The sequence below is a fragment of the Streptomyces panaciradicis genome (genome assembly GCF_023516615.1).
Taxonomy (GTDB): Bacteria; Actinomycetota; Actinomycetes; order Streptomycetales; family Streptomycetaceae; genus Streptomyces; species Streptomyces panaciradicis.
In genome coordinates this window covers 42,560-69,118 of sequence record NZ_JAMGBF010000031.1, presented here as the reverse complement: position 1 = coordinate 69,118, position 26,559 = coordinate 42,560, and the positions used below count along the sequence as shown (strand labels likewise).

Genomic DNA, 26,559 nt, shown 5'->3' with positions numbered 1-26,559 from the left:
TTCCCCCGGCCTCGCGGTGATCTTGGTGAGCACCCGGTAACCGACCGGCAACGCGCGGGCAACGCCCTCGACCCGCCCGGCCCTTCTAATTTCTGTCGACCGACAGAAATACCCCGGGAGCCCCTGGGGCCCACCCCTACGAGCCACCCCGCAGCCGGAGGTCCGCGATGGCGACAGCGACCACGTACGGAGCCCGAGACCATGCCCGCGCCCAGGAGGGCGCCCGCACCGAGGCCATGCCCGTCGTCCCGGCGACCGACTGGCCGGCCCCGCCCTGCGAGGCGGGTCACCTGCTGTGGGCGGAGACGGTGGCGGGCGGCAACTACACGCACCGGGTGCTGGCCCGCGGCACCGAGCTGCGCCTGACCGACCTGCGCGGCGACGCCTGCGCCCATCTGCTGCTGTACGTCGCCGACCGGCCCTGGGAGCGGCTGAACGTCGCCGACACGGTCAAGGTGCAGTGGAACGCCTACCTGGGCGAGGGCCGGCTGCTGCTGTCCGACCAGGGCCGGGTCCTGGCGTCGGTCGTCGCCGACACCTCCGGACGGCACGACGCGCTGTGCGGCACCTCCACCCTCGTACGCAACACCCGGCGGTACGGCGACGGCACCCCGCAGTCGGCCTCCCCCGCCGGCCGGGAGCTGCTGAAGCTGGCGGCGGCCAAGAACGGCCTGGAGCCGCGTGACCTGCCGCCCTCCCTCTCCTTCTTCCAGGGCGTACGCGTCCGCGAGGACGGCTCCCTGGACTTCACGGGCTCGGCCGGCCCCGGCGGCAGCGTCACGCTGCGCACCGAGCAGGACGTCACCGTGCTGATCGCCAACGTGCCGCACCCGGCCGACCCGCGGGAGGAGTACGTCTCCACCCCGCTGGAGGTGCTGGCCTGGCGCGCCGCGCCGACCGCACCGGGCGACCCGCTGTGGGACGCCACCCCCGAGGGCCGCCGCGCCTTCCTCAACACCGCCGGATTCCTCTCCTCCAGGGGGCTCGCATGACAACCGACGCAGCTCGTACGCAGACGGTGGTTCCGGCCCGCGCCGCCTGGTCGTCGACCGTCCGCGCGGGCGAGACGCTGACGATCACCGACCTGCACGGCAACCAGGCCGTGGACTTCCTCGTGTACGACGCCCACGACACGGCCGTCCGCTACAGCGCGCCCGACACGATCCAGGCGCAGGGCAACCTGTTCCTGACCACGGGCAGTGTGCTGATGTCCAACGAGCACACCCCGCTGATGACGGTGGTCGAGGACGAGGTGGGCCGGCACGACACGGTCGGCGGGGCCTGCTCCAAGGAGTCCAACACCCTGCGCTACGGCCACCACACGTACGCGCAGCACGCGTGCGTGGACAACTTCCTGGCCGAGGGCGCCCGGCACGGCCTCGGCAAGCGCGACCTGGTCTCCAACATCAACTGGTACATGAACGTGCCGGTCGAGCGGGACGGCACCCTGGGCATCGTCGACGGCCTCTCCGCGCCGGGCCTGAGGCTCGGCCTGCGCGCCGAGCGCGACGTCCTCGTCCTCGTCTCCAACTGCCCCCAGATCAACAACCCCTGCAACGGCTTCGAGCCGACGGCGGTGGAGATGACGGTCACCGGAGGGGCGCGATGACCTTCGACACGCTGCTGGTCGCCAACCGCGGCGAGATCGCCGTGCGCATCATCCGCACCGCCCGCGCACTCGGCCTGCGCACGGTCGCCGTGTACTCCGACCCCGACCGCTCGGCACCGCACGTCCGCCTGGCCGACGAGGCGGTACGGCTCGGCCCGGCACCCGCGAAGGAGTCGTACCTCGACGCCGACCTGGTGCTGAAGGCGGCCAAGGACACCGGGGCGGGGGCCATCCACCCCGGGTACGGCTTCCTGTCCGAGGACGCCCTGTTCGCGCGCCGGTGCGAGGACGCCGGGATCGTGTTCGTGGGGCCGGCGCCGGAGCAGCTGGAGCTGTTCGGCGCCAAGCACACCGCGCGGGCGGCGGCCGAGGCGGCGGGGGTCCCGCTGGCGCCGGGAACGGGACTGCTGGCGTCACTGGACGAGGCGCTCGCCGAGGCGGCCGTCATCGGCTATCCCGTCATGCTCAAGGCGACCGGCGGTGGCGGCGGCATCGGCATGTCGGCCTGCCGGTCGGCCGAGGAGCTGACCGACGCCTGGGAGCGCGTCCAGCGCGTCGCCGCCGCGTCCTTCGCCTCCGCCGGGGTGTTCCTGGAGCGCCTGGTGGAACACGCCCGCCATGTGGAGGTGCAGGTCTTCGGCGACGGCGAGGGCCGGGTCGTCACCTTCGGCGACCGCGACTGCTCGCTGCAGCGCCGCAACCAGAAGGTGGTGGAGGAGGCACCGGCCCCCGGCCTCCCGGACCACGTACGTGAGCAACTGGCCGCGAGCGCACGTGACTTGTGCGCCTCCGTCGGCTACCGCTCGGCCGGCACGGTCGAGTTCGTCTACGACGCCGCCCGGGAGGAGGCCTACTTCCTGGAGGTCAACACCCGTCTGCAGGTGGAGCATCCGGTCACCGAGGAGGTGTACGGGGTCGACCTGGTCGCCTGGATGCTGCGCCTGGCCCGCGGCGAACGCGACGTCGTCCGCGACCCGGGCGCCCCGCGCGGCCACGCCGTCGAGGCCCGTCTCTACGCCGAGGACCCCTGTCGTGAACACCGGCCCAGCGCGGGCCTGTTGACGCGGGTGGAGTTCCCGGCGGGCGTGCGGGTCGACGGCTGGGTGGAGACCGGCACCGAGGTGACGACGTCGTACGACCCCATGCTGGCGAAGGTCATCGCCTACGGCTCCGACCGCGCCCACGCGCTCCGCCGGCTCGACGAGGCCCTGGCCCGCACCCGCGTCGACGGCATCGAGACGAACCTGGGCCTGGTCCGCGCGGCCCTGGCGGACGACGCCTTCCGCACGGCCGGTCACTCGACGGCGACCCTCGCCCGCGTCACCGACCCCACCCCCCGGATCGAGGTCGTCTCCGCCGGCACCCTGACCACCGTGCAGGACTGGCCGGGGCGCACCGGCCACTGGCAGGTGGGGGTGCCCCCGTGCGGCCCGATGGACGACCTGTCCTTCCGGCTCGGCAACCGGGCCCTCGGCAACCACGAGGGCGCTCCCGGTCTCGAATGCACGCTCCAGGGACCGGTGTTGCGGTTCACGCACGCCACGACCGTGTGTGTGACGGGCGCCCCCGCCGAGGTCACCGTCGACGGTGTGCCGGTCGCCCAGTGGGAGCCGGTGACGGTGCCCGCCGGTGCCGTCCTGGAGACGGCCGCGCCGGCCCGGCACGGCCTGCGCACCTACGTCCTCGTCGCGGGCGGCCTCGACGTCCCGGCCTTCCTCGGCAGCGCGAGCACCTTCACGCTGGGCGGGTTCGGCGGCCACGGCGGCCGGGCGCTGCGCACCGGCGACGTCCTGCACGGCGGCCGACAGACCCATGACGGCGCGCCGGTGCCGGCCGCGGACCGGCCGTCCTTCGGCGCCGTGTGGCGGATCGGGGCCGTGGAAGGCCCGCACGCGGCACCGGAGTTCTTCACCGAGGACGACATCCGCGACTTCTACGCGGCCGACTGGAAGGTCCACTTCAACTCCGCGCGCACGGGCGTGCGGCTGATCGGCCCCAAGCCGCGCTGGGCCCGCGCCGACGGCGGCGAGGCGGGCCTGCACCCGTCCAACATCCACGACACCCCGTACTCGGTCGGTGCCGTCGACTACACCGGTGACATGCCGGTGCTGCTCGGCCCGGACGGGCCGTCGCTGGGCGGTTTCGTGTGCCCGGCGACGGTGCTGAGCGCCGAGCGCTGGAAGCTGGGGCAGCTCCGGCCCGGCGACACGGTGCGCTTCGCACCGGTGGCCGTCGACGGCTCGCCGCGCGCGGACATCGTGGACGGCGGCGTACTGGCCCGGGACGGCGACGTCACCTACCGCCGCAGCGGCGACGACAACCTGCTGGTGGAGTTCGGGCCCATGCAGCTGGACCTGGCGCTGCGCATGCGCGTCCACGCGCTGATGGAGGCGGTGGCCGCGGCGGACCTGGACGGCGTCACGGACCTCACCCCGGGCATCCGCTCACTGCAGATCCGGACCGACCCCGGCCGGCTGCCGCAGGACGAACTCCTGTCCCGGGTACGGGAGATCACGGCGGCCCTGCCGCCCACGGACGAGCTCGTCGTGCCCTCCCGCACGGTCCACCTCCCCCTGTCCTGGGACGACCCGGCGACCCGCGAGGCGATCGCCCGCTACATGGCGGGCGTGCGGGACGACGCCCCCTGGTGCCCGTGGAACATCGAGTTCATCCGCCGCGTCAACGGCCTCGCCTCGGTGACCGACGTCTACGACACGGTCTTCGACGCCGAATACCTCGTCCTGGGCCTGGGCGACGTGTATCTGGGCGCCCCCGTGGCCACCCCGCTCGACCCCCGCCACCGCCTGGTGACCACCAAGTACAACCCGGCGCGCACCTGGACGGCCGAGAACTCGGTCGGCATCGGCGGGGCCTACCTGTGCGTCTACGGCATGGAGGGCCCCGGCGGCTACCAGTTCGTCGGCCGCACCACCCAGGTCTGGTCGGGCTGGCAGCAGCGCGGCGCCTTCGAACCGGGCTCCCCCTGGCTGCTGCGCTTCTTCGACCGCATCAAGTGGTATCCCGTGGGCCCGGACGAACTCCTTCAGCTGCGGGCCGACATCACCTCGGGCCGGTTCGTGCCGCGCATCGAGGAGGGCACCTTCTCGCTCGCCGCCCACCAGGCGTTCCTGGCCGAGAACGCCGACGCCATCGGCGCGTTCAGGGCCCGGCAGCAGGCGGCGTTCGCGGCCGAGCGCGAGGCGTGGGAGGCGGCGGGCGAGTTCGCCCGCGCCGAGGCGGCGGCCGCGCCCCCGGCGCCGCCCGCCGAGGTCGCGCTGCCGCCCGGGGGCAGGCTGGTGGAGGCGGAGTTCGCCGCCTCGGTCTGGCAGGTGAACGTCCGGCCGGGCGAGACGGTGTCGGCCGGGCAGCCGCTGCTCGCGCTGGAGGCGATGAAGATGGAGTCCAGGGTGCACGCGCCGACGGACGGCGTGGTGACGAAGATCCTGGCGCGACCGGGCGACCAGGTGGAGGCGGGCACGGCCCTGCTCGTCCTGGCCCCGGTGACGAACTGACCGCTCCGGTCGAGGAAGCGAAAGAGGCCCACACCATGTCCGCTCTCTCCCGTGTCCGCGCCGCCCACGCCCGCATCGAGGCGGTGGACCGGCCCGAGATCTTCATCGACCTGCGTCCGCGGCAGGAGGTGGAGGCGGAGGCCCGGGCCGTCGACGAACGCGTCGCCGCCGGTGAGCGGCTACCGCTCGCCGGACGCCTGTTCGCGGCCAAGGGCAACATCGACGTGGCCGGGCTGCCCACGACCGCGGGCTGCACGGCGTACGCCTACCGGCCCGCGTCCGACGCGCCGGTGGTCGCCCGGCTCCGCGCGGCGGGCGCGATCGTGCTGGGCACGACGAACCTGGACCAGTTCGCGACGGGCCTGGTGGGCACCCGCTCCCCCTACGGCGCCGTGCGCAACGCCCACGACCCCGACCGGGTCAGCGGGGGTTCCAGCTCCGGGTCGGCGGTCGCCGTGGCCCTCGGCATCGTCGACTTCGCCCTCGGCACGGACACCGCGGGCTCGGGCCGGGTCCCGGCGGCCTTCAACGGCATCGTGGGCCTCAAACCGACCCGCGGCCTGGTCCCCACCACGGGCGTCGTCCCGGCCTGCGCCTCCCTCGACTGCGTGACCGTGTTCGCCCGCACCCTCCCGGAGGCCGAGCAGGCCCTGTCATACATGACGTCGCCGCCGGCCCGGGAACTCCCCCCGCTCCCGCAGCGGGCACCGGGGCCCTGGCGCGTCGCGATCCCGGCGCCCGGCCGGCTCGGCGCACTGGACGACGGCTGGGCGCAGGCCTACGAGTCGGCCGTGGCACAGCTCAGGTCGGCCGGTGCCGACGTACGCACGCTCGACCTCACCCCCTTCACGGAGGCGGCGGCGATGCTCTACGAGGGCGCGTTCGTGGCCGAGCGCTACACGGCGGTGGGCGCCTTCCTCGACAAGGCGGTCCTTGACGGCGCCGAGGGACTGGATCCCACCGTCACCGGCATCATCACCCGGGCCCGGGACATCCCCGCCCACCGGCTCTACGCCGACCTGGACCGCCTCGCCGTACTGCGCGCCCGCGCCCTCGCCGAGCTCGCCGACTCCGACGCCCTGCTCCTGCCCACCGCGCCCGGCCATCCCACCCTCGCCGAGGTCGCCGCCGACCCGCTGGGCGCCAACGCCCGCCTGGGCCGCTTCACCAACTCCACCAACCTCTTCGACCTGGCGGCCGTCGCCGTACCGGCGGGCGAGGTGAACGGGCTCCCGTTCGGGGTGATGCTCATCGGCCCGGCGTTCACGGACCGGCGGCTGACGGCGATCGCCGCGCTGCTCCGGCCGGAGACCCGGGTCGCGGTGGTCGGCGCCCACCTGTCCGGCCAGCCCCTCAACCCCCAGCTGCTGTCGCTGGGCGCCCGCCTGGAGTGCACGACCACGACCGCCCCGGCGTACCGTCTGCACGCCCTGCGCACCACCCCGCCGAAGCCGGGTCTGGTCCGGGTCGGCGAGTCGGGGGCCGCGATCGAGGCCGAGGTGTGGCGCCTTCCGGCCGAGGGCCTGGGCCGCCTGCTGTCCGCCCTGCCCCGCCCGATGGCCCTGGGCCCCGTGGAACTGGCGGACGGCAGCCTGGTCCCCGGCTTCCTGTGCGAACCGAGCGCCCTCGAGGACGCCGAGGACATCACGTCGTACGGCGGCTGGCGGGCGTACCGGGAGGCCGGCCGGGGGTTGTAGGCCCATAGGTCGCTCGATCCGGGACGTTCGGCCCTGCGCACAGACCTTTGGCTCATGTGTGCCGAGCGCGTACCGGAGAACGATGGGATGATCAGCGATGGGGAGCGCTGCCCATGACCTGACGCACTCTGGTGGTGAGCGCCGTGTCTGTCGACGAGGACCAGCCCGAATCGGCCGAACAGCAGACAGATCCGCTCGGGGACCCCTACCTTCGCACGCGCTTCATCCTGCCGTCGCGGCCCGTCACCTTCCTGGCGCGACCGCGGCTCACACGGCGTCTGGACCACTCGCCGCCGACTCCGTTGACCATGGTCAACGGAGCGGCCGGCGCCGGGAAGACGCTGCTGCTCGCCGACTGGGCCGCCGGCCGGGCACAGCCGGTGGCCTGGCTCACCATGGAGGCGGAGGAGAAGCGGCCCGGCATGTTCTGGGCGCACTTCCTCCACGCCCTGCGCACCAGCGGCAGACACCTCTCGGACCGCATCGAGGATCCCGCCGACGCGCACCACGTGGACCGCAGGCTGCTGTCGGCGATCGCCGAGGACCTCGCCACCGCCGACCCGCCCGTCACCGTCGTCCTCGACGAGTACGAGCGCGTGACGGAACCGGACATCGCCGAGCAGCTGGAGTTCGTGCTGCAGCACGCCGGGCGGGGGCTGCGGCTGATCCTCGTCACCCGCACCGAACCGCTGCTCTCGCTGCACCGCTACCGGGCGGCCGGCGAGCTGACGGAGATCCGCGCCGCCGAGCTGGCCTTCACCCCCGAGGAAACGGTGGCGCTGCTCCGGCTGCACGGTCTGCGCCTGTCCGTGCAGGCGGCGCGGGCCCTCGTGGACCGCACCCGGGGCTGGGCCGCGGGACTGCGGCTGTGCGCGCTCGCCGCGCAGGAGAGCCAGGACCCGGAGGTCTATCTCAAGGAGTTCGAGGCGGACCGCAGCACCATCGCCGACTTCCTGCTGGCCGAGGTACTCAAGCGGCAGCCGGAGGACACACAGGACCTGCTGCTGCGGATCAGCGTCCTGGACCGCTTCAATCCAGATCTGGCCAACACGCTGACCGGGCGCGCCGACTCCGCGCGCATCCTCGCCGACCTGCACCGGGAGAACGCCTTCGTCGAGCAGCTCGGCCACTCCTGGTACCGGCTGCACCCGCTGTTCGGGGAGATACTCCGCGCCCACCTGAGTGTGCGCCGCCCCGGCCTGGAGCCCGAGCTCCACCGGCGGGCCGCCCGGTGGCTGCGGCAGACGGGATCGCTGCCCGAGGCCCTCGCCCACGGGGCCGCCGCGGGCGACTGGGACTTCACCGCCGCCGCCCTCGTCGACGACCTGGCCATCGGCCGGTTCTTCACCGGACTGCGCTCCGACGACCTGGCCGGGCTGTTCTCCCGGATGGGGCCCGAGACCACCAGCCCCGCCACCGAGCTCGTACGGGCGGCCCGCGACCTCTCGCACGGCGACTTCCGGCACGGCACCGTCCATCTGCGCCAGGCACGCGCCCGGCTGGACGGCGTCACCGGCGATCCGGCGGCCGCCCGGCTGAGCTGTGCGCTGCTGGAGGCCCTGGCCGCCCGGCTGACCGGGTCCCCCACCCGCGCGGAGCTGGCCGCCGAGTCCGCCGACGAGGTACGGCAGGACGTGGCCCCCGACCTGCTGCTCAAGCACCCCGAGCTGCCCGCGCTGCTGCTCACCCACCTGGGCTCCACGCGCCTGTGGGCCGGGCGGTTCGAGGAGGCGCGAGCCGCACTGGCCAAGGCGGCCGACGCACCCGACAGCGCCTCGACCGTGCTCGCCCGCAAGGAGTCCCTGGGGCACCTCGCGCTGATCGACTACCTGGACGGCTGGCTCGGCAGGGCGGAGCACAAGGCGCTGGAGGCGGTCGCCGAGGCGGAGCGGTTCGACCCGTCACCGCCGGCCGGTTCCGCGATCGAGCAGGTGGTGCTGGCGGGCGTCGCCGTCGACCGCAACGAACTGGGCCGGGCCAAGACCCTCCTGGACGAGGCGGCCGAGCACTCCGCCACCCCGCACGATCCGGTCACGGCCGCCGGCCGGGCCATCGTCACCGCCCGGCTCCAGCTGGCCCGCGGCGACGCCCGCGCGGCCGTCGAGGCCGCCGACCCGGACGTCTTCGCCGTCGTGGCCTCGCCCTGGGCCGAGAGCCACGAGAGGCTGGTGACGTCGGCGGCCCGCCTGGCCGAAGGGCGGGCCGGGGAGGCCGCCGAGATCCTGCGCAAGCTGGGTGATGATCAGCCGTCGTGCACCACCGAGGCCGCTCGCATCCAGTGCGCCGTCGGCAACGTGGACGAGGCCATCGACCTCCTCGACAGCGTCCCCGCCGACGGCCGGACGGGCCCGGCGGTGACCGTCCGGGCGACGCTGGTCAAGGCCATGGCCGCGGACGCCGCCGGCGACACCGCCACCGCCCGCAGGCTTGTCGCGCAGGCCCTCCTCGACGCCCGGCGCGAGCGGCTGCGGCGGCCGTTCCTCGACGCCGGGCGGTGGATCCGGCCGCTGCTGGTCACGGCGCCGCTGGACCGGCTGGCGGCGGGCTGGCTCACCGCCGGTCACCCGGCCTGCGAGGACCCGGCCGGGCCCGGGACGCCGCCCGCGCCGATCGTCGTGGAGGAGCTGAGCGCACGCGAGCGCGACGTCCTTCGGCGGCTGGCCCAGATGATGTCGACGCAGGAGATCGCCGCGGACATGTACGTGTCGGTGAACACCGTCAAGACGCACCTGAAGAGCCTGTACCGGAAGCTGGCGGTGAACCGGCGCGGCGCCGCGGTGCGGCGCGCCCGGGACATGGGACTGCTGTGAGCGGACCCCGGCTCGCCCGCGACGGGTGAGGCGCCCGGTGCCCGCTTCCGCTGCGATGGGACCGGCGCCCGACCCGGCGCCGCTCCGGCCCGACTCGGCAAGGTGGGCACAGTGAAACGCTGGCGCGCTCTGATCGTCCTGGGGACGGCCCAGTTCCTGATGGTCCTCGACACCTCGGTGATGAACGTCTCGATCAGCCAGCTGGTCAAGGACTTCGACACCGAGGTCACCACCATCCAGGCCGTGATCACGCTGTACGCGCTGGTCATGGCCGCGTTCATGATCATCGGGGGCAGGCTGGGCGACATCCTGGGACGCCGGCGCGTCTTCTTCCTGGGAATGGTCGTGTACGGCGCCGGGTCCGCCCTGACCGCCGTGGCGCCCTCGGTGTGGGTCCTGGCGCTGGGCTGGTCGGTCATCGAGGGGATCGGTGCCGCCCTGGTGCTGCCGGCCATGGCGGCCCTGGTCGCCGAGTCGTACCGCGGACCGGATCGCGCGATCGCCTACGGCGTGATCGGCGGACTCGCCGGCGCCGGCATCGCGGTCGGCCCGCTGCTGGGCGGCTGGGTGACGACGTACCTGACCTGGCGGCTGGTGTTCGCGGGCGAGGTCGTGGTCGTGCTGGCCGTGCTGCTGTGCCGGCGGATGATCACCGAGGTCGCGCGGACGAGCCGGCGTCCCGGGCTCGACGGGGTCGGGGCCGTGCTGTCGGCGGCCGGGCTGGCGCTGGGCGTGCTCGGCGTGCTGCAGAGCAGCACCTGGGGCTGGGTGTCGCCCCGCAACCCTCCCTTCACCGTCTTCGGCTTCTCCCCCACCCTCTTCGTCGTCGGCGCCGGCGTCGTCGTCCTGGCGGGCTTCGCCCGCTGGGAGCGGCACCGCGACGCCCAGGGCGCGGACCCGCTCGTCCATCTGCCCGTGCTGCGCAGGCCGGCCCTGCGCTCCGGCCTGCTGGCCCTGCTGGGCCAGAACCTGATCCTGCTCGGGCTGTTCTTCGTCATCCCCCTGTACCTGCAGGTGGTGCAGGGCTTCGACGCGTTCCAGACGGGCCTGAGGCTGCTTCCGGTCTCGGTCACCATGCTGATCGCCTCCGTGCTCGCCTCCAAGCTGGGCCGGACTGCCGGTCCGCGCCGGGTCGTCCGGCTGGCCCTGCTCGTCCTCGCGGGGGCCGTCGTGTGGCTGCTGGCGACCATCGACCCGGTCATCGACGACCTGCAGTTCGCCGGCGCCATGGCCCTGGTCGGGGTGGGCACCGGCCTGCTGGCCTCGCAGCTGGGCAACGTCGTGCAGTCGACCGCCGGCGAGGAGGAACGCAGTGAGGTCGGCGGCCTGCAGTTCACGGCCCAGAACCTGGGCTCCGCGCTCGGCACGGCACTCATCGGCTCGATCCTCCTGGGCGCGCTGGCCTCCGCCTTCACCTCGCAGGTGGAGGACGATCCGCGGCTGTCGGACGAGGCCCGCAAACAGACCGGCATCGCCCTGGAGTCGGGGATCTCCTTCGTCACCACCGACCAGGTGCGCTCGGCGGCCGAAAGCGCCGGGCTGCCGCCGTCCGAGGTCGAGGCCATCACCGACTCCTACGCGTCGGCGCAGCTCAACGGCCTGAAGGCGGCGATCCTCGCCGCCGGCGGGGTCACGGTGGCGACGTTCCTCGTCACCTCGAACCTGCCGACCGGCACGGGCCGGACCAGGCCACGGAAGACCGGCACACCGACCGGGGCCGTCGGCTCACCCCGCTGAGCCGCACATGCGCCATCCGCCCCGCCGACCCGGAAGTGGACTGCGATGACCCGAACCGATCGCGGCACGGCCCGCGCGGACACCGCCCGGCAGACCGCCCACACGGACTACACCGGCGGCGTCTACGGGTCCATGCTCGCCGCCTCCGTGGTCATCGGCGCCGGCGCGCTCGGCTCCTCCCCGCGGCTGGAACTCGTCCTGCTGTTGCTGCTCACGGGCCTGGTCTTCTGGATCGCGCACGTGCACGCCCAGCTGTTCGGGGCACGGCTGGCGCAGCGCCCCCTCGACCGGCACGCGGTGCTGCACGCGTGCCGTGACGAGTGGCCGATCGTCAAGGCCGCCGTCCCCCCGGCCGCCGCCGTGGCCGTCAGCCCCCTGCTGGGCCTGGACGTGCCGGGCACCCTCTGGTTCGCGCTCGCCGTCGCCGTCGCCGGGCAGGTGGGGTGGTCGATGGCCGCGGCACGCCGGTCCGGCGCCTCCTGGCGCCTGGTGGTGGCCACCGCGGCGGTCAACCTCCTCCTCGGCCTGCTGATCGTCTCCTTCAAGTTCGTCGTGACGCACTGACCGTTGCGAAGCGTCTCCGGGGGCCCGGCGCATCGATCCGCCGAACGCGGCCACGGATCACACCTGCCGGGTGAGGCCCCGCACACCGCCGGGCCGGACCATCGCGGTACGGGGCGCAGACCGCCTTACCAGGCCGCTCGCGGGAGCAAAGCCCATGCGCTACGAGATCCGAGTCGACGGACACATGTCGGAGACGCTGGCCAAGGCCTTCCCTGAGCTGGACCACGTGGTGATGTCCGGGCAGACGGTCCTGTACGGATCGGTCATCGACGAGGCCCAGCTGTTCGGGCTGCTGGCACGCTGTCAGTCGCTGGGCCTGCACGTGCTGGAGATGCGCCAGGTGCCGGAGTGAGCCCGACGTCCGCTCACAGGTCCTCGGCGGTGACCCGGCCGGAGCGGACCGCGGCCCCGAGCGCCTCGAAGTCCTTCTCGTTGCGGTCGGCGTAGGACTGGGCGAACTCGGTGAGGGCGCGGTCGAAGCGGTCGCTGCCGCCCAGGTAGGCGGCGATGGCGATCGGGTCGCCGGAGCGGGCGTGGGCCCTGGCCAGACTGGCGCCGCACACCTGGGCGAAGAGGTTCAGCGCGTCCGGCCCCATGGTCTCGGGGCGTGCGATGCCCTTCCAGTCGCGCAGCTGCCGTACGTAGAAGTCGCGGTCCCGGCCGTCCAGGCCCACCACGTGCGTCCAGCCCAGGAAGATGTCGCTGGTCGTCTGGATGAGGCGCTGCCCGGTCACCACCCGGCGGCCCTGGTTGTCGAAGCCGGTGCCGCCGGTGTGGGCGGCCAGCACCGACTCCTGGGCCTCCTTGGCCTGCAGCAGCAGCGGGTCGTCGTCGTCCCGGCCGAGCATCAGCAGGATCCAGCAGCGGGTGCCGACACTGCCGACGCCCACCACCTTCCGGGCCATGTCGACGAGGTGGTAGTGGCGCAGCAGATGCCTGCGCTCCGACGGCAGGGTGCGCGCGTAGTCCTCCACCACGCTCCGCAGCACCTTCTCCTCCTCGTCCCCCGCCGAGCCGGCCACCAGGTCTCTGAGGGGGGTGATCAGCGGCGGGTCGGGCGTGATGCGGCGGCCCTCGGCCGTGTCCCGGGTCAGCTTCTCGAACGCCTGCATGTGGGTGCGGGTGCGGGCCTGGGCCGCGGCGCGTTCGGTACGGCGCCTGACGTCCTTGTCCATCGCCGACGCCAGCAGCCTGCGCAGGCTGTCCACGTCGTCCTGGGCGTACCAGACGTCCAGGGTGCGCATGCCGGCGAACTCCCGCATCCGGCGGCGGTAGGCCGCCACGCAGGTCAGCACGGCGCGGTTCTGCTCCTTGACGGAGAAGCCGTTCTCCCGGCTCGCCGTGACGAAACTGGTCGTCAGCCGTTTGACGTCCCATTCGAAGGGGCCGGGGAAGGTCTCGTCGAAGTCGTTGATGTCGAAGACCAGATGCCGCTCCGGTGAGGCGAGCATCCGGAAGTTCAGCAGATGGGCGTCACCGCACAGCTGCACCTGCAGTCCCGAGTTCGGTGTGGGCCCCAGATCCGCGGCCATGATCGCCGCCGCGCCGCGGTAGAAGCGGAACGGCGACTCCAGCATGCGGCCGTAGCGCACGGGCACCAGCTCGGGCACGCGGGTCGCGGACTGGCGCTCGATCACCTCGATCGGGTCGAAGCGGTCCGGCCCGCCGTCGTACCACCCGTGGCACGAGCGCGAGGCACGGGCCCGGGCCCGGCGGCCGATCTCCGCCCGCTCGGCCGCCGGGAGGGACGCGGTGAAGGAGTTGGGTACGGTCATGGCTCGTCCTCCTGGTCCGGTGCGCCCGCCCGTCTGGCACCTCGTGGCGTACACGTCTTCCAGCCCAGCGGCACGGCGGTGCCGGCGGATCACCCGGGGCGGGTGACCCGGCGGCCGCCGGGGCGCAGGACGCTGGCCCGGTGAGGTCCCCGCGCACCGCCCCGCCGGCGGTCCGGCGACGCTCCGCCCGATCGCGCGAGGAGGAGCCATGACCGTTCCGCTCGGTCCGAACCCGCGTACCGGACAAGCGCGCAGCCCGGACGGGGCCTTCCCCGGCCAGGCGGACGGGGCCGAGCGGGCGCTGGAGGAGCTGGGCCGTTCCTGGACCTGGATCCTGGCCTCCGCGATCGCGACGCTCGTGCCGGGTGTGCTGGTGCTGGTCTGGCCGGACGAGACGCTGCACGTCCTGGCCGTCCTCATCGGCCTGTACCTGCTGGTGCAGGGGGCTTTCCGGTTCGTGGCGCTGTTCGGCTCGCAAGGGGCGGGCGAACGGCTCGCCGGGCTGCTGATGGCCGTGCTCTACGTACTGGCCGGGGTGCTGTGCCTGCGCAACCCGCTGCAGACCATCGCCGCGCTGTCGCTGGTCGTCGGCATCGTCTGGCTGGTGTCCGGGATCCTGACGCTCTTCACGGCGATCACCGCCGAGGACCTGCCGCACCGGGGCTTCGTCGTGGGCGCCGCGGTGATCGGCATCCTCGCCGGGGTCGTGGTCCTGGCCCTGCCCGCCGAGTCGGCGCGGGCCCTGACCCGGCTGCTCGGGCTGTGGCTGGTCCTGCTCGGCCTGGTCGAACTGGTGCTGGCCCTCGCCTGGCGGGCGGCGCTGCGCAGGTCGGGCGTCACCGGCGGCCGGCAGCCCGGTACGACGGCCTGAGCCGGCGTGCGCCGGGGCGCGCGGGTCTCACCCCTACCGGGTGAAGCCGCCGGGCGCTTGCCGTGGGCACGCTGAGACACGCAGAGACATGCGGCCGGGCGCCCGCCCGGAACGGAGGAGAGTCATGAGCACGTACCTCGCGTACGACTATCCGCTGCTGAGCGTCTTCTGGTCCATGCTGTGGTTCTTCCTGTGGATCATGTGGTTCATCCTGCTGTTCCGGATCGTCGTCGACATCTTCCGTGACGACGACATGAGCGGCTGGGGCAAGGCCGGCTGGCTGGCGTTCGTCATCCTCCTGCCCTTCCTCGGCGTGTTCGTCTACGTGATCGCCCGCGGCAAGAACATGGGCCGCCGTGAGGTGGCGCAGGCAAGGGCGCAGCAGCAGGAGTTCGACTCCTACATCCGCAAGACCGCCGGAAGCGGCGGGTCCAGCAGCGTGGACGAACTCGCCCGGCTGTCCGAGATCCGTGCCCGCGGTGACATCACCGACCAGGAATTCGCCAGGGCCAAGGACATGGTGCTCAGCGGCCACGGAGCCACACCGGGCCCCGGTGGCGGCGTCGGCTCCCACCACTGAGCGCGCCGGACCGATCGAAACGAGGTGTCCACGATGACCGCCACACACCCCACGCGTACGCGTGCGACGAAGCAGAACTGGGCTCAGGGACTGATGGCCTTCGCCGCCGTCATGCTGATGCTCGTCGGGATCCTCGACGTCTTCCGGGGCATCATGGCGATCGCCAAGGACGACGTCTTCGTCACCACACCCAACTACGTCTTCCAGTTCAACCTGACCAGCTGGGGCTGGATCCACCTCGCCCTGGGCGCGATCGCCGTGATCGTCAGCCTGGGCCTGTTCGGGACGGCCACCTGGGCGCGTGTCGCCGGTGTGGCCATCGCGGGGCTCGTCATCATCGGCAACTTCCTCTCGCTGCCGTACTACCCGGTCTGGTCGGTCGTGATGATCGCCTTCTCGGGCTTCGTCATCTGGGCCCTGTGCGTGGTCAAGCGCGAGTCCCCCGAGGCGATGTTCGACCACCCGGGACACGACATCTGAGGTGACGGCACAGATCGGCAGGGCACGTGACGGGCGGCCCCCGTCCGTGCCCGCCGGAGGTGGTGGCAGGACATGGGACGGCACCACGACCTTGACACGCGCACGACGCGGCCCGCGGGCGCGCCCGACGAGGCGCCCACGGGCCGCGTCGTGCGGGCACGCGTCGCCCTGCTCGCCCTGCTGGGCAGCGTTCTCGTACCGCTGATCGTCGCCGGACTGCGCAGCGTGCTGTGGGTGCTGGTCGGGGTGGCCGGCCTGGCCCTCGCCGCCGTCGGCGTGTGGTGGACGCTGGCCCACACCGGCGTCCTGCGGGCCCTGGGGGTGCTGCTGTCGGTGGCCGCGCCGCTGACGGTGCTCGCCCTGTACGCGGCCAACGGCATGCTGTGGCCTGCGTGTCTGTCGCTGGCGCTGTGGATGGTGGCCGTCGCGGCGGCGCACACCGCGGCAGCCCCCTCGCACGGCGTCCGCGAGGCGGTGCCGGCCGCGCCGCCCCGCCGTCCCTGGATCGTGATGAACCCCCGCTCCGGCGGCGGCAAGGTGGGCCGCTTCCACCTGGTGGAGAAGGCACGGGAGGCGGGCGCCGAGGTGGTCCTGCTCGACGGGGGCCAGAACGTCGTGGACCTCGCGCGCCGGGCGGTGGCCGAGGGCGCCGACCTGCTCGCGGTGGCGGGCGGCGACGGCACCCAGGCCCTGGTCGCGGAGGTGGCGGCCCGGCACGACGTGCCCTTCGCCGTGATCCCGGCGGGCACCCGCAACCACTTCGCCCTCGACCTGGGCCTGGACCGGGAGGATCCCTCGGCGGCCCTGGAGGCCCTGACCGACGGTGTCGAGATCCGGGTGGACCTCGGATTCGCCGCCGACCGCGTGTTCGTCAACAACGCGTCCTTCGGGACGTACGCGTCCGTGGTCGCCGACCCCGCCTACCGGGACGCCAAGGTGCACACCGCTCTGCAGACCCTCCCCGGCCTGCTCACCGGCAAGGACGCCGCCACGCTGCGGATGCGGGCCGGCTCCGCGCGGGCCGACGGCCTGCAGGCGCTCCTGGTCAGCAACAACCCCTACCAGCGAGCGATCGACGCCGCGCATCCGGGACGCCGGGCGCGGCTGGACTCCGGACGCCTCGGGGTGCTGTGCGTCCGCGTGGACAACACCGTCCAGGCGGCGCGTCTGGTACGCGGCCCGCAGTCCGGGTCGGTGCTGCGGCTGAACGCCGAGGAAGTCGTCGTCGAGGCGGACACCGACACCGTCGCGGTCGGCATCGACGGGGAGTACGTGACGCTGCCGACCCCCGTGGTGTGCCGCTCCGCGCCGGGCGCGCTGCGGGTCGTGCTCCCCCGCCACCGCCCCGGCGTGCCCTCCGGCGGCGGCCCGGCCGACTGGCGCCGTGTCACGAGGCTCGCCCTGGGCCGCTTCGCCCCCCACCACGGACACCGGACGGCGGCTGCCTGACGTCTACAACGAGTCGGCCGGTCCGTCGGTGCTCCCCGTGGCCGCCCGGAGTTCGGCCTCCACGGGGGCGAGGGCCTCGGCCGTCAGGAATCCCTCCGCGAGGGGGCGGCCGCCGGTCTCCCGGACGGCTTCGAGGAGCTTCTTCGCCCACAGGTGCTCCAGCAGCAGGAAGCCCGCCGCGGTCCCCGGCAGCAGTTCCTCCGACAGCGTCTTGAGATCGTCCGGCGTGAACCCGAACTGCCTGGCCCCGGAGCCGTCCGCCTCCGCCACGGCGCTCTCCTGCGCACCGGCCGCCTCCGCCGGGCCCGAACCCAGCCCCAGCCCCAGCAGGGCGGCGAGCGTCTCGCCCATGCCCTCGGACCGGTAGTCGAGCGTCTCGACGTCGCCGTCGGTCGCCTTCCGCAGGAACAGCACGTCCAGGACACGGATCTGCCCACTGCGCTCCAGCGTCGCCAGCTCCTCGAGCACACGGCCCTCGAACGTGGCGTCGGGACCGAACCCGAAGGTCACCAGCTGAACCGGCCCGAGTGTCGTCATGGCGTCGCTCCCTTCCCCGCCCGGCTTCATCAAGCACCGTCCGGGCGCGGGCGCGCCTCACCCTCAGCAGGTGAGACCACGGCCCGGCCCACGCCGGGGCCGTGATCCCTCACGCCGCCGTGCCGGTCACCCCACCGACGAGTAGGCGACGACACCGCGCAGCAGCAGGTCGACGGCCTTGCGGGCGTTCTTCGCGACCGTGGAGGACGCCTCGCCGCCGGAGACGGGAGCGGCCGCCGAGATCTGCCCGAGCACGTCGATCACCTGCTTGCACCACCGTACGAAGTCGCCGGCGGGCATCTCCGCCTCCCGCAGCACCTCGTCCAGCCCCTTGCCCGAGGCCCACATGTACGCGGCCCAGGCGAACCCGAGGTCCGGCTCCCGCTGCCCGACCCCCTCGGTCTGCGTGATCCGGAACTCCTCCTCCAGGGCGTCCAGCCGCCCCCAGATCCGCACCATCTCGCCCAGCGCGGCCTTGGCCTTGCCGGACGGCAGCTTCGGCGCCATCGCGTCGTCGCCGACCCGCGCCTCGTACACCAACGCCGAGACGCAGGCGGCCAGTTCGGCGGGGGCGAGGCCTTCCCAGACCCCGGCGCGCAGACATTCGCTGGCCAGCAGGTCCAGTTCGCCGTAGAGCCGGGCGAGCCGCTTGCCGTGCTCGGTGACCTCGTCGGCCCGCAGGTAGTCCAGCTCGGTCAGCAGGGCGACGATCCGGTCGAAGGTCCGCGCGATGGTGTTCGTGCGTCCCTCGATGCGCCGCTCCAGCTGCGAGGTGTCCCGCAGCAGCCGGTGGTAGCGCTCGGCCCAACGGGCGTGGTCCTCACGGTCGCTGCACCCGTGGCACGGATGCGCCCGGATCGCGGTCCGCAAGCGCGCGATCTCGCGGTCGTCGGCGGCCTGGGACCGCTTCTTGCGGGCCCGCTCCGGCGGGATGTGCCCGGCCTTGGTGCGCAGCGCGGAGGCCAGGTCCCGACGCGACTGCGGCGAGCGGGGGTTGAAGGACTTGGGGATCCGCATCCGCTCCAACGCCTCGACGGGCACCGGGAAGTCGATCGAGGCCAGTCGCTTGACCTGCCGCTCGGCGGTCAGCACCAGCGGCCGCGGCCCGTCGTGGTGCTCGAAGCCGCGGTGCCCGTTGGACCGCCCGGCGGGCAGCCCCGGGTCCAGCACCAGGGCCAGTCCCGCGTACTTGCCCGTCGGCACGTGGATGACGTCGCCCGGCTTGAGCTTCTCCAGCGCCACCGCGGCCTCCGCGCGACGCTGTGCCGCCCCCTGCCGGGACAGCTCCGTCTCGCGGTCCTTCAGTTCGCGGCGCAGCCGGGCGTACTCGTCGAAGTCGCCGAGGTGGCAGGTCATGGAGGCCTTGTAGCCCTCCAGCCCCTCCTCGTTGCGCTGCACCTGCCGCGAGATCCCGACGACCGACTTGTCGGCCTGGAACTGCGCGAACGACGTCTCCAGCAGCTCGCGCGAGCGGTGCCGCCCGAACTGCTCCACGAGGTTGACCGCCATGTTGTACGACGGCTTGAAGCTGGAGCGCAGCGGATACGTACGCGTGCCCGCGAGCCCCGCGAGGTGCTCGGGGCTCATCCCGCGCTGCCACAGCACCACGGCATGTCCCTCGACATCGATGCCGCGCCGGCCGGCACGCCCCGTCAACTGGGTGTACTCACCGGGCGTGATGTCGGCGTGCTGCTCGCCGTTCCACTTGACGAGCTTCTCCAACACCACCGAGCGGGCGGGCATGTTGATGCCGAGCGCGAGCGTCTCGGTCGCGAACACGGCCTTCACCAGGCCGCGTACGAACAGCTCCTCGACGACCTCCTTGAACGTCGGCAGCATGCCCGCGTGATGGGCCGCGATACCGCGCTCGAGGCCTTCCAGCCATTCGTAGTAGCCCAGGACGTGGAGGTCCTCGGAGGGAATGGACGCCGTGCGCTCCTCCACGAGCGCCCGCACCCGCTCGCGGGCCTCGTCGTCGTTGAGCCGCAGTCCGGCGTACAGGCACTGCTGGACGGCCGCCTCGCAGGCGGCGCGGCTGAAGATGAAGGTGATGGCGGGCAGCAGGCCCTCGGCGTCGAGCCGCTCGATGACCTCGGGCCGCCCGGGCGTCCACACCCGGGATCGCTGCCGCCGCTCCCGCTCCCGGTCGGCCTCACGCATGGCGCGCCCACGCCTGCGGTCCTGGTAGGACGGCCGGCTGGCCTCCATCCGGGCGAGCCGGGTGAGGTCCGGGTTGACGGCCTTCCTGCTGCCCTCGCCCTCCTCGAACAGGTCGTACATCCGGCGTCCGGCGAGCACGTGCTGGAACAGCGGCACGGGCCGGTGCTCGGAGACGATCACCTCGGTGTCGCCGCGGACGGTGTCGAGCCAGTCGCCGAACTCCTCCGCATTGGAGACGGTCGCCGACAGGGACACCAGGGTCACGGACTCGGGAAGGTGGATGATCACCTCTTCCCACACCGCTCCCCGGAAGCGGTCGGAGAGGTAGTGCACCTCGTCCATGACCACGTATCCGAGCCCCAGGAGGGTCTGCGAGCCCGCGTACAGCATGTTCCGCAGCACCTCGGTGGTCATCACGACCACCGGCGCCTCGGAGTTGACGCTGTTGTCGCCGGTGAGCAGGCCGACCTTCGCCGCTCCGTAGCGGCGGCAGAGATCGGCGTACTTCTGGTTCGACAGCGCCTTGATGGGCGTGGTGTAGAAGCACTTCTTGCCCTGCAGCAGGGCCAGGTGGACGGCGAACTCGCCCACGATCGTCTTGCCCGAACCGGTGGGCGCGGCGACCAGCACCCCCTTGCCCGATTCGAGTGCCTGGCAGGCCTCGATCTGGAAGGGGTCCAGGCCGAAGTCGTACATCTCGCGGAAGGAGGCGAGCGCGGTGGCCTGCTCGGCAGCGCGCCTACGGGCAGCCGCATACCGCTCGGCCGGTGAGAGGTCCTCTGTCATCGTGCTTTCGAGCGTACCGGGCCCCACTGACAACAGGACGATCATTATCCGGAACCCCGGCCGTCAAACACCGAGAGGTGCCCGGGTCCCGGAGGACTCGGACACCTCTCGTAGCGTGCGGACGCTTCGCTCAGGTCACGTCGTCGTAGCCGTTGACCCGGTCCGTGCTCGCCTGCTCGGGCAGGGCGCGGGTGGCGGAGACGACCTCCACCTCGCCGATGTCCTCGGGGGTGAGGTCGAGGTCGGAGGCCTCGTCGTCGGCGGGCCCGGCCTCCTCGCGGCGGCGCTTGCGGCGGTCGTTGAAGAGCGAGAACGCGACCGCACCGAAGTACAGCACCCAGATCGGCCCGGCCAGCGCCAGCATCGACAGCGGGTCCGTGCTGGGCGTGGCGACGGCCGCGAAGACCGTGATGCCCATGATCATGCCGCGCCACCAGCCGAGCATCCTCGTGCCGCTGAGCACCCCGGTGAGGTTCAACATGATCAGCAGCAGCGGCAGCTCGAAGGAGAGGCCGAAAACGATCACCATGCGTGTGACGAGCTGCAGCAGGTCGTCGAGCGGCAGCAGGTTGCTCACGCCGTGCGGGGTGAAGTCGATGAGCACCTTCGCGGTGGTCGGCAGCACCTTGTACGCGAAGAACGCGCCTGCGAAGAAGAGCGGCGCGCCGGTGCCCACGAACGCGTAAGCGTACTTCCTCTCGTGCCGGTGCAGACCAGGCGCGACGAAGGCCCAGAGCTGGTACAGCCAGACCGGCGAGGCGAACACCACGCCGGCCATCAGGGAGACCTGGAGAGCCAGCGTGAACGGCGCGAGCAGACCGTTGATCGTGATCTGTGCGCACGGGTGAGAGCTGGACTTCGACTTCGCCAGCTGCTCGAAAGTCTCCCCGCACCCGACCGAGTCGAGGACCGGCTTGGTGAGGAAGTTGATGATGTCGTTGTAGAAGAAGGCGGCGACGATCGTCACGACGACGATGGCCAGCATGGCCTTCGCGAGCCGGTTGCGGAGCTCACGAAGGTGGTCCGCAAGGGGCATCCGCCCCTCGGGATCCTTCTCCTGCTTGCGGGCAGACTTGGGCAACCCACGTCCTCATCTCGTGCGGCAGGCCGGAGGCGTCCGGCCCTGCATCAGGCCTTGGTGGTGTCCGTCGGCTCGGTGACCGGACGCGAGCTGGTCACGTCACCGGGGGCGGCCTGGATGGTGCGCTGGGCGGGGGGCTGCTCACCGTTGTTCGGCGGGCCGGCCGGCGTGGCCGTGCCGCTGCCCTCTTCCTTCATCGCCTTCGCCTCGCTCTTGAGGATGCGGGCGGACTTGCCGAGCGAGCGCGCCATGTCGGGAAGCTTCTTCGCGCCGAACAGCAGGATGACGACGACGAGGATGAGAATGATCTCGGGGGCGCCGAGCCTTCCGAACATAAGTCTTTACCTTCTCACCGAGGCGGCTGGGGGTGGGATGCTGTCCGACCGGTCGGACACTTGTCCGATCGATCGTGCTGGCAGCGATCGTAACGCTCGGGGGTGAACGTGAGGCAATCCCCGTGCGTACTCCCGTCCGCGGCCCGGGCCTCGTTCTCCGGTCCGCGACCTTGAGCGTACCCGCCAGTGCGGGCCGGGTGACAGGCCGAAGTGACCCAAAACGCCTGCGGCGCAGGACTCACACCTTCGCCACAGCGCCACTCACAGGGAATCCACAGCGCGGGCGGTGCTCACGGCGGCCCGCTCCAGGTCCTCCGCGGCCCGGTTGATACGGCGTGCGGAGTCGCTGACCTGCCGCCCCAGCCGCTGCGCCTCCAGGAACACCCGCACGGCGAACACCCCGAGCACCGCGAGACCCAGGAAACCCACAGCTACCGCGAACATCGGCCAGAACATGACGTCGAGCCTAGACCTTCCTAAGGGGTGTGCAGCCGCAGGGTCCGCACGCCGCCGCCGGTCAGCAGCTCCACGATCCGCTCCCCGGCCGGCTTGCGGACCGAGGCGCCGCAGTCGGGGCAGGTGAAGGAGTAGAAGGTGCTGCGGCTGGTGGCGCCGATGGCGAGCCGCAGGGCGCCCGCGGCGAGCTCGAAGCTGCTCCGGCAGTCCGGGCAGCCCGCCCTGAACATCACCACCGACACGCTTCTCATCCCGGCGAAGGCCGCCGCCACCGACATGCCCTGCACCTCAGACACCGACGACTCGCTCAAAGCTCCTGCTCCCCTTCCTGTGGTCGAACGCCTCGGGGCGACACGGCCGCTGCCACAACGGCGGCCGGGCTCACCCGTCGGCCCCCCGCGCGCCCGCGTCCCCCCGGACACCGGCGCGTCCCCGAGAGGTCACTCCCGGCTGTCGTGCGCCGCCCCCACCCCGTCGTACGCCAGCAGCGCCTCGCGGGCCGCGTGACGGGCGCTGTCCGCGAGGTCGGGCGGCGACACGATCCGGCCGTCGCGCCCGAGCCGCAGAGCCAGCCGCCGCAGCGACGCCGGATCGGGGGTCCGCAGAGTGATACGCAGCCCGCCGTCCGCAAGCTCATCCGCGCTGTCGTGCGGGTAGTACTCGGCGACCCAGCGGCCGCCCGGACCGACCTCGATGACGACCTCCGGGTCCTCGGCGGCCGGCTGCACCAGCGCCTCGGACAGATCCCGCAGCTCCACCTCGGGCGGCGCGGACGGCTCGTCGAGAATCTTGATCTCGGCGACCCGGTCCAGCCGGAAGGTGCGGCGCGCCTCGGAACGACGGCACCACGCCTCCACGTACGTGTGCCCGACGCTGACCAGGCGGATCGGGTCGATCTCCCGCTCGGTGACCTCGTCGCGGGCCGGCGAGTAGTAGCGGATCCACAGCCGGCGCCGCTCGGAGATGGCCCGGTCGACGTCGGCGAAGACCCCGCCCTCCGACTCAAAGGTCACCGACAGCCGGGAGCTGGCGCCGGCCGCCTCGCCCGCCGCCGTCTCCACCTTGGCGGTGGCCCGCAGCAGGGCCTGCCGGTCGCCCTCGCGCAGCCCGGGCAGCGTCGCCACCGCACGGGCCGCCACCAGCAGCGCGGTCGCCTCGTCGGCGGCCAGCCGCAGCGGCTCGGCGACGTCGTCGGGGTTGTGCCACCAGATGCGCTCGCCGTCGGTGTCGATGTCGAGCAGGTCACCGCCCCGGAAGCTGGTGCCGCACATGGGCAGCACGTCGAGGTCGGAGACCAGCTCGTCCTCGCTGATGCCGAAGGCGCGCGCGACGTCCTCGACCCGGGCTCCGGGGCGCTCCTTGAGATACGTCACCAGGGAGAGCATCCGCCGGGTCTGGTCGATGGCGTTCACGGGCCTGACCGGTTTGCCTGCCACTGCTTCGCTCCGCTCCCCCTCAGCCCTTGGCCACGGCACGCAGCCGGTCCACCACGTCCGCGCGCAGCTCGGCCGGCTCCAGCACCACCACGTCCGGCCCGAACTCCACCAGCCAGGCATCCAGCCCGTGCCCGTACGGAATCTCCAACTCGTCCCACCCGTCGCCGAGTTCCCGCACCGAGGTGGCTTTCGCCCGAAGGGGGTACCCCGCGCCCGAGCGCAGCCGGATCAGCGCGGAACGGTCCGCGGTCTCCCCCGCCCAGCTCGCGACTGTCTCACGGACGGTGACGACGTCCGGGATCTCGACGGTGAACCGGCCGCCGCGGCTGCGGACCTTGCCGGTGATCCGCGACAGCCTGAACACCCGCTCGGCACCCCGGTCGCGGTCGAAACCGGCCAGGTACCAGTGGCCGCGCCAGCACTCCAGCGCCCACGGCTCCACATGCCGGGGCTCGGGGCGGGCGGCGTTGGCCTTGCGGTAGTCGAAGACGACGGGACGCCGGTCGCGGCAGGCCAGCATCAGCGGCTCGAACGCGGCCTCGTGCACCGGGATGCGCGGCTCCAGGGCGCCATGCGCCTCGTACGGGTCGAAGTCCTCGGGCAGCCCGGCCGCGCGCAGCTTCTGCAGGGCGCCGCTGGCCGCACCGGCGAGCCGGGCCTGCTGCCAGACCTTGGCGGCCAGGCCCAGCGCGGCGGCCTCCTCGGCGTCCAGGGTGACGGGGGGCAGACGGTTGCTGTCACGGCGGGCCAGGTAGCCGACCTCGCCGTCGAGGTTCTCCACCGTCTCGATGACCAGGCCCAGTTCGCGCAGATCGTCCTTGTCGCGCTCGAACATCCGGCTGAAGGCGTCCTCCGAGCTGGCCTCAAGGTACGCCTCGATGGACTCACGCAGCTCGCGCTTGCTGAGCGGCCGCCGCGTCCCGAGCAGACACAGCGCCAGGTTCATCAGCCGCTCGGCCTTGGCAATGGCCACGACGCCCTTCGCCTCCCTATGGTCCTTGACGACGTTGACCGTACCGCCCCGAAGTGGCGCGGCAAAAGCCGAGGGCCCATGCCCGGGCAGGCATGGACCCCAGGTGATCGGGTCCGGTCGGCCGTCGCACGACGAACCGACCGTGAACCGATCCCGTACGACCGCGACCGAACGCGGTACGACGATCAGACGCCGAGCAGGTCGACCACGAAGATCAGCGTCTCGCCCGGCTTGATCGCCGGGGTCGGGCTCTGGTTGCCGTAGGCGAGGCGGGCCGGAATGGTCAGCTGGCGGCGGCCGCCGACCTTCATGCCTTGCACACCCTGGTCCCAGCCCTTGATGACGCGGCCGCCGCCCAGCGGGAAGCGGAACGGGGTGCCGCGGTTCCAGCTGGCGTCGAACTCCTCACCGGTGCTGAAGGCCACGCCCACGTAGTGGACGGTGACGGTCTGCCCGGCCTGCGCAACGGCGCCGTCGCCCTCCCAGATGTCCTTGATCTCGAGGTCCGCCGGGGGCTCGCCGCCCGGGAAGTCGATCTCGGGCTTCTCGATGCTCACGTCTTTCAGCTCCTGCTTGTCGGAAAGGCAACACGCACAGTCTTACACCTCACGGCGCTACATCTTCGCGAGGATGTCGACCGAGAAGACCAGCACCGAGTCCTTCTTGATGCCGCTGTTGGGCGGCGGGTTGTCGCCGTAACCCAGCTTCGGCGGCACCACGATCAGGACACGGCTGCCCACCTTCTTGCCGGTCAGGCCCTGCGCCCAGCCCTTGACGACCTGCTGCAGCGAGAACGACATCAGCGCCTTGCGGCCGTACGTCGAGTCGAACTCCTTGCCGCCGTCCCACAGCACGCCCTTGTACTGCACCAGGACGCTGCTGTCGGCCTTGACCTCGTCCCCGTCGCCCTCGATGACGTACTTCGACACCAGCGTCGTCGGCGCGGCGCCCTTGGGCACCTCGATCGAGGGCGCCTTGCCGTCGGTGTTGGTGCCGACCTTGGGCAGTTTCGCGTCGCTCTGCGCGACGTTCGTGCCCTTCGCCGAGCTCGACGCGTTGAACGTGTCCTGGATGTCGGCGACGAACACCAGCGTGTCGGTGCCCTTGATGCCCGCCTGCGCATTGCCCGACGTGCCGTACCCCCAGGTCGGCGGGACCGAGAACATGACGCGGCTGCCGACCTTCTTGCCGGCCAGGGCATAGCGCCAGCCGTCGATGATGCTGCCCTGCGCCAGCTGGATGAGCAGCGGGGACTTGCGGTCGTAGGAGTTGTCGAAGACCTTCGCCGTGTTCCAGATCTGGCCGAGGTAGTGGGCCTGGATGTAGTCGTTCTCCGCGACGGTCTTGCCGCTGCCCGCGATGAGCGTCTTCACCGCGAGCTGCTTCGACGGATCGCCGCTGCCCTTCGCCACGGTCGGCTTCTCACCGAACTTCGTGCCCGCGGTGACCGCCGGCAGCGGACCGTCGACGATCTTCGGCGGCGGCGCGGCGGACGTGGCCGAGGCGGAGGGCGACGCGCTGTCGCTGGCCTTGGCCGAGTCGGACTTGCCGCCGTCGCCGCACGCGGCGAGCGTGGCGAATCCGGCGGGCACGGCGATGAGTAGGGAGCGTCGGCGCACGGTGGGGGCCTCAATCGGTCGATCTTGTGGACTGGCGTGCGCGCAACTCTACGGCGTGAGAAGGGCGCCGCACTGAAAACGTACGGCGCCCG

The 26,559-nt window shown here is 72.5% G+C and carries 23 protein-coding genes; 12 read left to right on the top strand and 11 right to left on the bottom strand.

The window, feature by feature from the left end; translation table 11 throughout:
* The first annotated feature begins 167 nt into the window (after positions 1-167).
* The 8 genes from M8J74_RS13460 to M8J74_RS13425 all read left to right on the top strand — a co-directional run bounded on the left by M8J74_RS13460 (position 168) and on the right by M8J74_RS13425 (position 12,281).
* Positions 168-992 carry an urea amidolyase associated protein UAAP1 gene (locus M8J74_RS13460; RefSeq protein WP_249836608.1) on the top strand — a complete coding sequence of 275 codons (825 nt, stop codon included), beginning with the start codon at positions 168-170 and terminating at the stop codon, positions 990-992.
* Entirely contained in the window at positions 989-1,609 is a 621-nt protein-coding gene (locus M8J74_RS13455) for an urea amidolyase associated protein UAAP2 (RefSeq protein ID WP_249836607.1), read from the top strand. The genes M8J74_RS13460 and M8J74_RS13455 overlap by 4 nt, the downstream gene beginning before the upstream one ends.
* Positions 1,606-5,121, top strand: a complete 3,516-nt coding sequence (locus M8J74_RS13450) for a 5-oxoprolinase/urea amidolyase family protein (RefSeq protein ID WP_249836606.1) — start codon at positions 1,606-1,608, stop codon at positions 5,119-5,121. The genes M8J74_RS13455 and M8J74_RS13450 overlap by 4 nt, the downstream gene beginning before the upstream one ends.
* Entirely contained in the window at positions 5,118-6,818 is a 1,701-nt protein-coding gene (gene atzF / locus M8J74_RS13445; protein WP_283948132.1) for an allophanate hydrolase, read from the top strand. The genes M8J74_RS13450 and atzF overlap by 4 nt, the downstream gene beginning before the upstream one ends.
* 128 nt (positions 6,819-6,946) lie before the next feature.
* Positions 6,947-9,628 (top strand): winged helix-turn-helix domain-containing protein, encoded by a 2,682-nt coding sequence (locus tag M8J74_RS13440; RefSeq protein WP_249836626.1) that lies wholly within the window; start codon positions 6,947-6,949, stop codon positions 9,626-9,628.
* Between the two features lie 111 nt (positions 9,629-9,739).
* Positions 9,740-11,365 (top strand): MFS transporter, encoded by a 1,626-nt coding sequence (locus tag M8J74_RS13435; protein ID WP_249836604.1) that lies wholly within the window; start codon positions 9,740-9,742, stop codon positions 11,363-11,365.
* A 45-nt stretch (positions 11,366-11,410) separates the two neighbouring features.
* Positions 11,411-11,929 carry a hypothetical protein gene (locus tag M8J74_RS13430; RefSeq protein ID WP_249836603.1) on the top strand — a complete coding sequence of 173 codons (519 nt, stop codon included), beginning with the start codon at positions 11,411-11,413 and terminating at the stop codon, positions 11,927-11,929.
* A gap of 154 nt (positions 11,930-12,083) precedes the next feature.
* Positions 12,084-12,281 (top strand): DUF8691 family protein, encoded by a 198-nt coding sequence (locus tag M8J74_RS13425; RefSeq protein WP_058926352.1) that lies wholly within the window; start codon positions 12,084-12,086, stop codon positions 12,279-12,281.
* 13 nt (positions 12,282-12,294) lie between these two features.
* Here M8J74_RS13425 and M8J74_RS13420 read toward each other — a convergent pair whose 3' ends face one another.
* Positions 12,295-13,704, bottom strand: a complete 1,410-nt coding sequence (locus tag M8J74_RS13420) for a DUF2252 domain-containing protein (RefSeq protein WP_249836602.1) — start codon at positions 13,702-13,704, stop codon at positions 12,295-12,297.
* A gap of 208 nt (positions 13,705-13,912) precedes the next feature.
* Here M8J74_RS13420 and M8J74_RS13415 point away from each other — a divergent pair, with 208 nt between their 5' ends.
* The 4 genes from M8J74_RS13415 to M8J74_RS13400 all read left to right on the top strand — a co-directional run bounded on the left by M8J74_RS13415 (position 13,913) and on the right by M8J74_RS13400 (position 17,084).
* Complete coding sequence (locus M8J74_RS13415) at positions 13,913-14,575, top strand: HdeD family acid-resistance protein (RefSeq protein ID WP_249836601.1); 663 nt, start codon at positions 13,913-13,915, stop codon at positions 14,573-14,575.
* Between the two features lie 124 nt (positions 14,576-14,699).
* The gene (locus tag M8J74_RS13410) at positions 14,700-15,155 is read left to right on the top strand and encodes an SHOCT domain-containing protein (protein WP_249836600.1); all 456 of its coding nucleotides are present in this window, start codon (positions 14,700-14,702) and stop codon (positions 15,153-15,155) included.
* Between the two features lie 33 nt (positions 15,156-15,188).
* A complete protein-coding gene (locus M8J74_RS13405; protein WP_249836599.1) occupies positions 15,189-15,635 on the top strand; it encodes a DUF7144 family membrane protein in 447 nt (148 codons plus the stop codon).
* 72 nt (positions 15,636-15,707) lie between these two features.
* Positions 15,708-17,084, top strand: coding sequence for a diacylglycerol/lipid kinase family protein (locus M8J74_RS13400; protein WP_249836598.1), 1,377 nt, complete (start codon positions 15,708-15,710; stop codon positions 17,082-17,084).
* Positions 17,085-17,087: 3 nt separating this feature from the next.
* Here the strand turns inward: M8J74_RS13400 and M8J74_RS13395 are convergent, their stop codons facing one another.
* From M8J74_RS13395 to M8J74_RS13350, 10 genes are all read right to left on the bottom strand, one after another.
* On the bottom strand, positions 17,088-17,621 hold the full coding sequence (locus M8J74_RS13395; protein WP_249836597.1) for a DUF1269 domain-containing protein: 534 nt from the start codon (positions 17,619-17,621) through the stop codon (positions 17,088-17,090).
* Between the two features lie 126 nt (positions 17,622-17,747).
* Positions 17,748-20,612, bottom strand: coding sequence for a DEAD/DEAH box helicase (locus M8J74_RS13390; RefSeq protein WP_249836596.1), 2,865 nt, complete (start codon positions 20,610-20,612; stop codon positions 17,748-17,750).
* 85 nt (positions 20,613-20,697) lie between these two features.
* Complete coding sequence (gene tatC, locus M8J74_RS13385; RefSeq protein WP_249836595.1) at positions 20,698-21,648, bottom strand: twin-arginine translocase subunit TatC; 951 nt, start codon at positions 21,646-21,648, stop codon at positions 20,698-20,700.
* A gap of 47 nt (positions 21,649-21,695) precedes the next feature.
* Positions 21,696-21,983, bottom strand: coding sequence for a Sec-independent protein translocase subunit TatA (gene tatA, locus M8J74_RS13380; RefSeq protein WP_142150769.1), 288 nt, complete (start codon positions 21,981-21,983; stop codon positions 21,696-21,698).
* A gap of 261 nt (positions 21,984-22,244) precedes the next feature.
* On the bottom strand, positions 22,245-22,439 hold the full coding sequence (locus M8J74_RS13375) for a hypothetical protein (protein WP_142150771.1): 195 nt from the start codon (positions 22,437-22,439) through the stop codon (positions 22,245-22,247).
* A 20-nt stretch (positions 22,440-22,459) separates the two neighbouring features.
* Positions 22,460-22,750 (bottom strand): hypothetical protein, encoded by a 291-nt coding sequence (locus M8J74_RS13370; protein WP_249836594.1) that lies wholly within the window; start codon positions 22,748-22,750, stop codon positions 22,460-22,462.
* Between the two features lie 129 nt (positions 22,751-22,879).
* Complete coding sequence (locus tag M8J74_RS13365; RefSeq protein WP_249836593.1) at positions 22,880-23,875, bottom strand: helix-turn-helix transcriptional regulator; 996 nt, start codon at positions 23,873-23,875, stop codon at positions 22,880-22,882.
* Between the two features lie 19 nt (positions 23,876-23,894).
* Entirely contained in the window at positions 23,895-24,848 is a 954-nt protein-coding gene (locus M8J74_RS13360) for a helix-turn-helix transcriptional regulator (RefSeq protein WP_249836592.1), read from the bottom strand.
* A gap of 185 nt (positions 24,849-25,033) precedes the next feature.
* Positions 25,034-25,405 carry an FKBP-type peptidyl-prolyl cis-trans isomerase gene (locus M8J74_RS13355; protein ID WP_249836591.1) on the bottom strand — a complete coding sequence of 124 codons (372 nt, stop codon included), beginning with the start codon at positions 25,403-25,405 and terminating at the stop codon, positions 25,034-25,036.
* Between the two features lie 57 nt (positions 25,406-25,462).
* A complete protein-coding gene (locus M8J74_RS13350) occupies positions 25,463-26,467 on the bottom strand; it encodes an FKBP-type peptidyl-prolyl cis-trans isomerase (protein ID WP_249836590.1) in 1,005 nt (334 codons plus the stop codon).
* Between the last annotated feature and the right edge of the window lie 92 nt (positions 26,468-26,559).

Excerpts from the sequence above, each read along its gene's own strand:
- M8J74_RS13460 (WP_249836608.1), top strand. The coding sequence starts at position 168 with ATGGCGACAGCGACCACGTACGGAGCCCGAGACCATGCCCGCGCCCAG.
- M8J74_RS13455 (WP_249836607.1), top strand. The coding sequence starts at position 989 with ATGACAACCGACGCAGCTCGTACGCAGACGGTGGTTCCGGCCCGCGCC.
- M8J74_RS13450 (WP_249836606.1), top strand. The coding sequence starts at position 1,606 with ATGACCTTCGACACGCTGCTGGTCGCCAACCGCGGCGAGATCGCCGTG.
- M8J74_RS13430 (WP_249836603.1), top strand. The coding sequence starts at position 11,411 with ATGACCCGAACCGATCGCGGCACGGCCCGCGCGGACACCGCCCGGCAG.
- M8J74_RS13425 (WP_058926352.1), top strand. The coding sequence starts at position 12,084 with ATGCGCTACGAGATCCGAGTCGACGGACACATGTCGGAGACGCTGGCC.
- M8J74_RS13420 (WP_249836602.1), bottom strand. The coding sequence starts at position 13,704 with ATGACCGTACCCAACTCCTTCACCGCGTCCCTCCCGGCGGCCGAGCGG.
- M8J74_RS13415 (WP_249836601.1), top strand. The coding sequence starts at position 13,913 with ATGACCGTTCCGCTCGGTCCGAACCCGCGTACCGGACAAGCGCGCAGC.
- M8J74_RS13410 (WP_249836600.1), top strand. The coding sequence starts at position 14,700 with ATGAGCACGTACCTCGCGTACGACTATCCGCTGCTGAGCGTCTTCTGG.
- M8J74_RS13405 (WP_249836599.1), top strand. The coding sequence starts at position 15,189 with ATGACCGCCACACACCCCACGCGTACGCGTGCGACGAAGCAGAACTGG.
- M8J74_RS13400 (WP_249836598.1), top strand. The coding sequence starts at position 15,708 with ATGGGACGGCACCACGACCTTGACACGCGCACGACGCGGCCCGCGGGC.
- M8J74_RS13395 (WP_249836597.1), bottom strand. The coding sequence starts at position 17,621 with ATGACGACACTCGGGCCGGTTCAGCTGGTGACCTTCGGGTTCGGTCCC.
- M8J74_RS13390 (WP_249836596.1), bottom strand. The coding sequence starts at position 20,612 with ATGATCGTCCTGTTGTCAGTGGGGCCCGGTACGCTCGAAAGCACGATG.
- tatA (WP_142150769.1), bottom strand. The coding sequence starts at position 21,983 with ATGTTCGGAAGGCTCGGCGCCCCCGAGATCATTCTCATCCTCGTCGTC.
- M8J74_RS13375 (WP_142150771.1), bottom strand. The coding sequence starts at position 22,439 with ATGTTCTGGCCGATGTTCGCGGTAGCTGTGGGTTTCCTGGGTCTCGCG.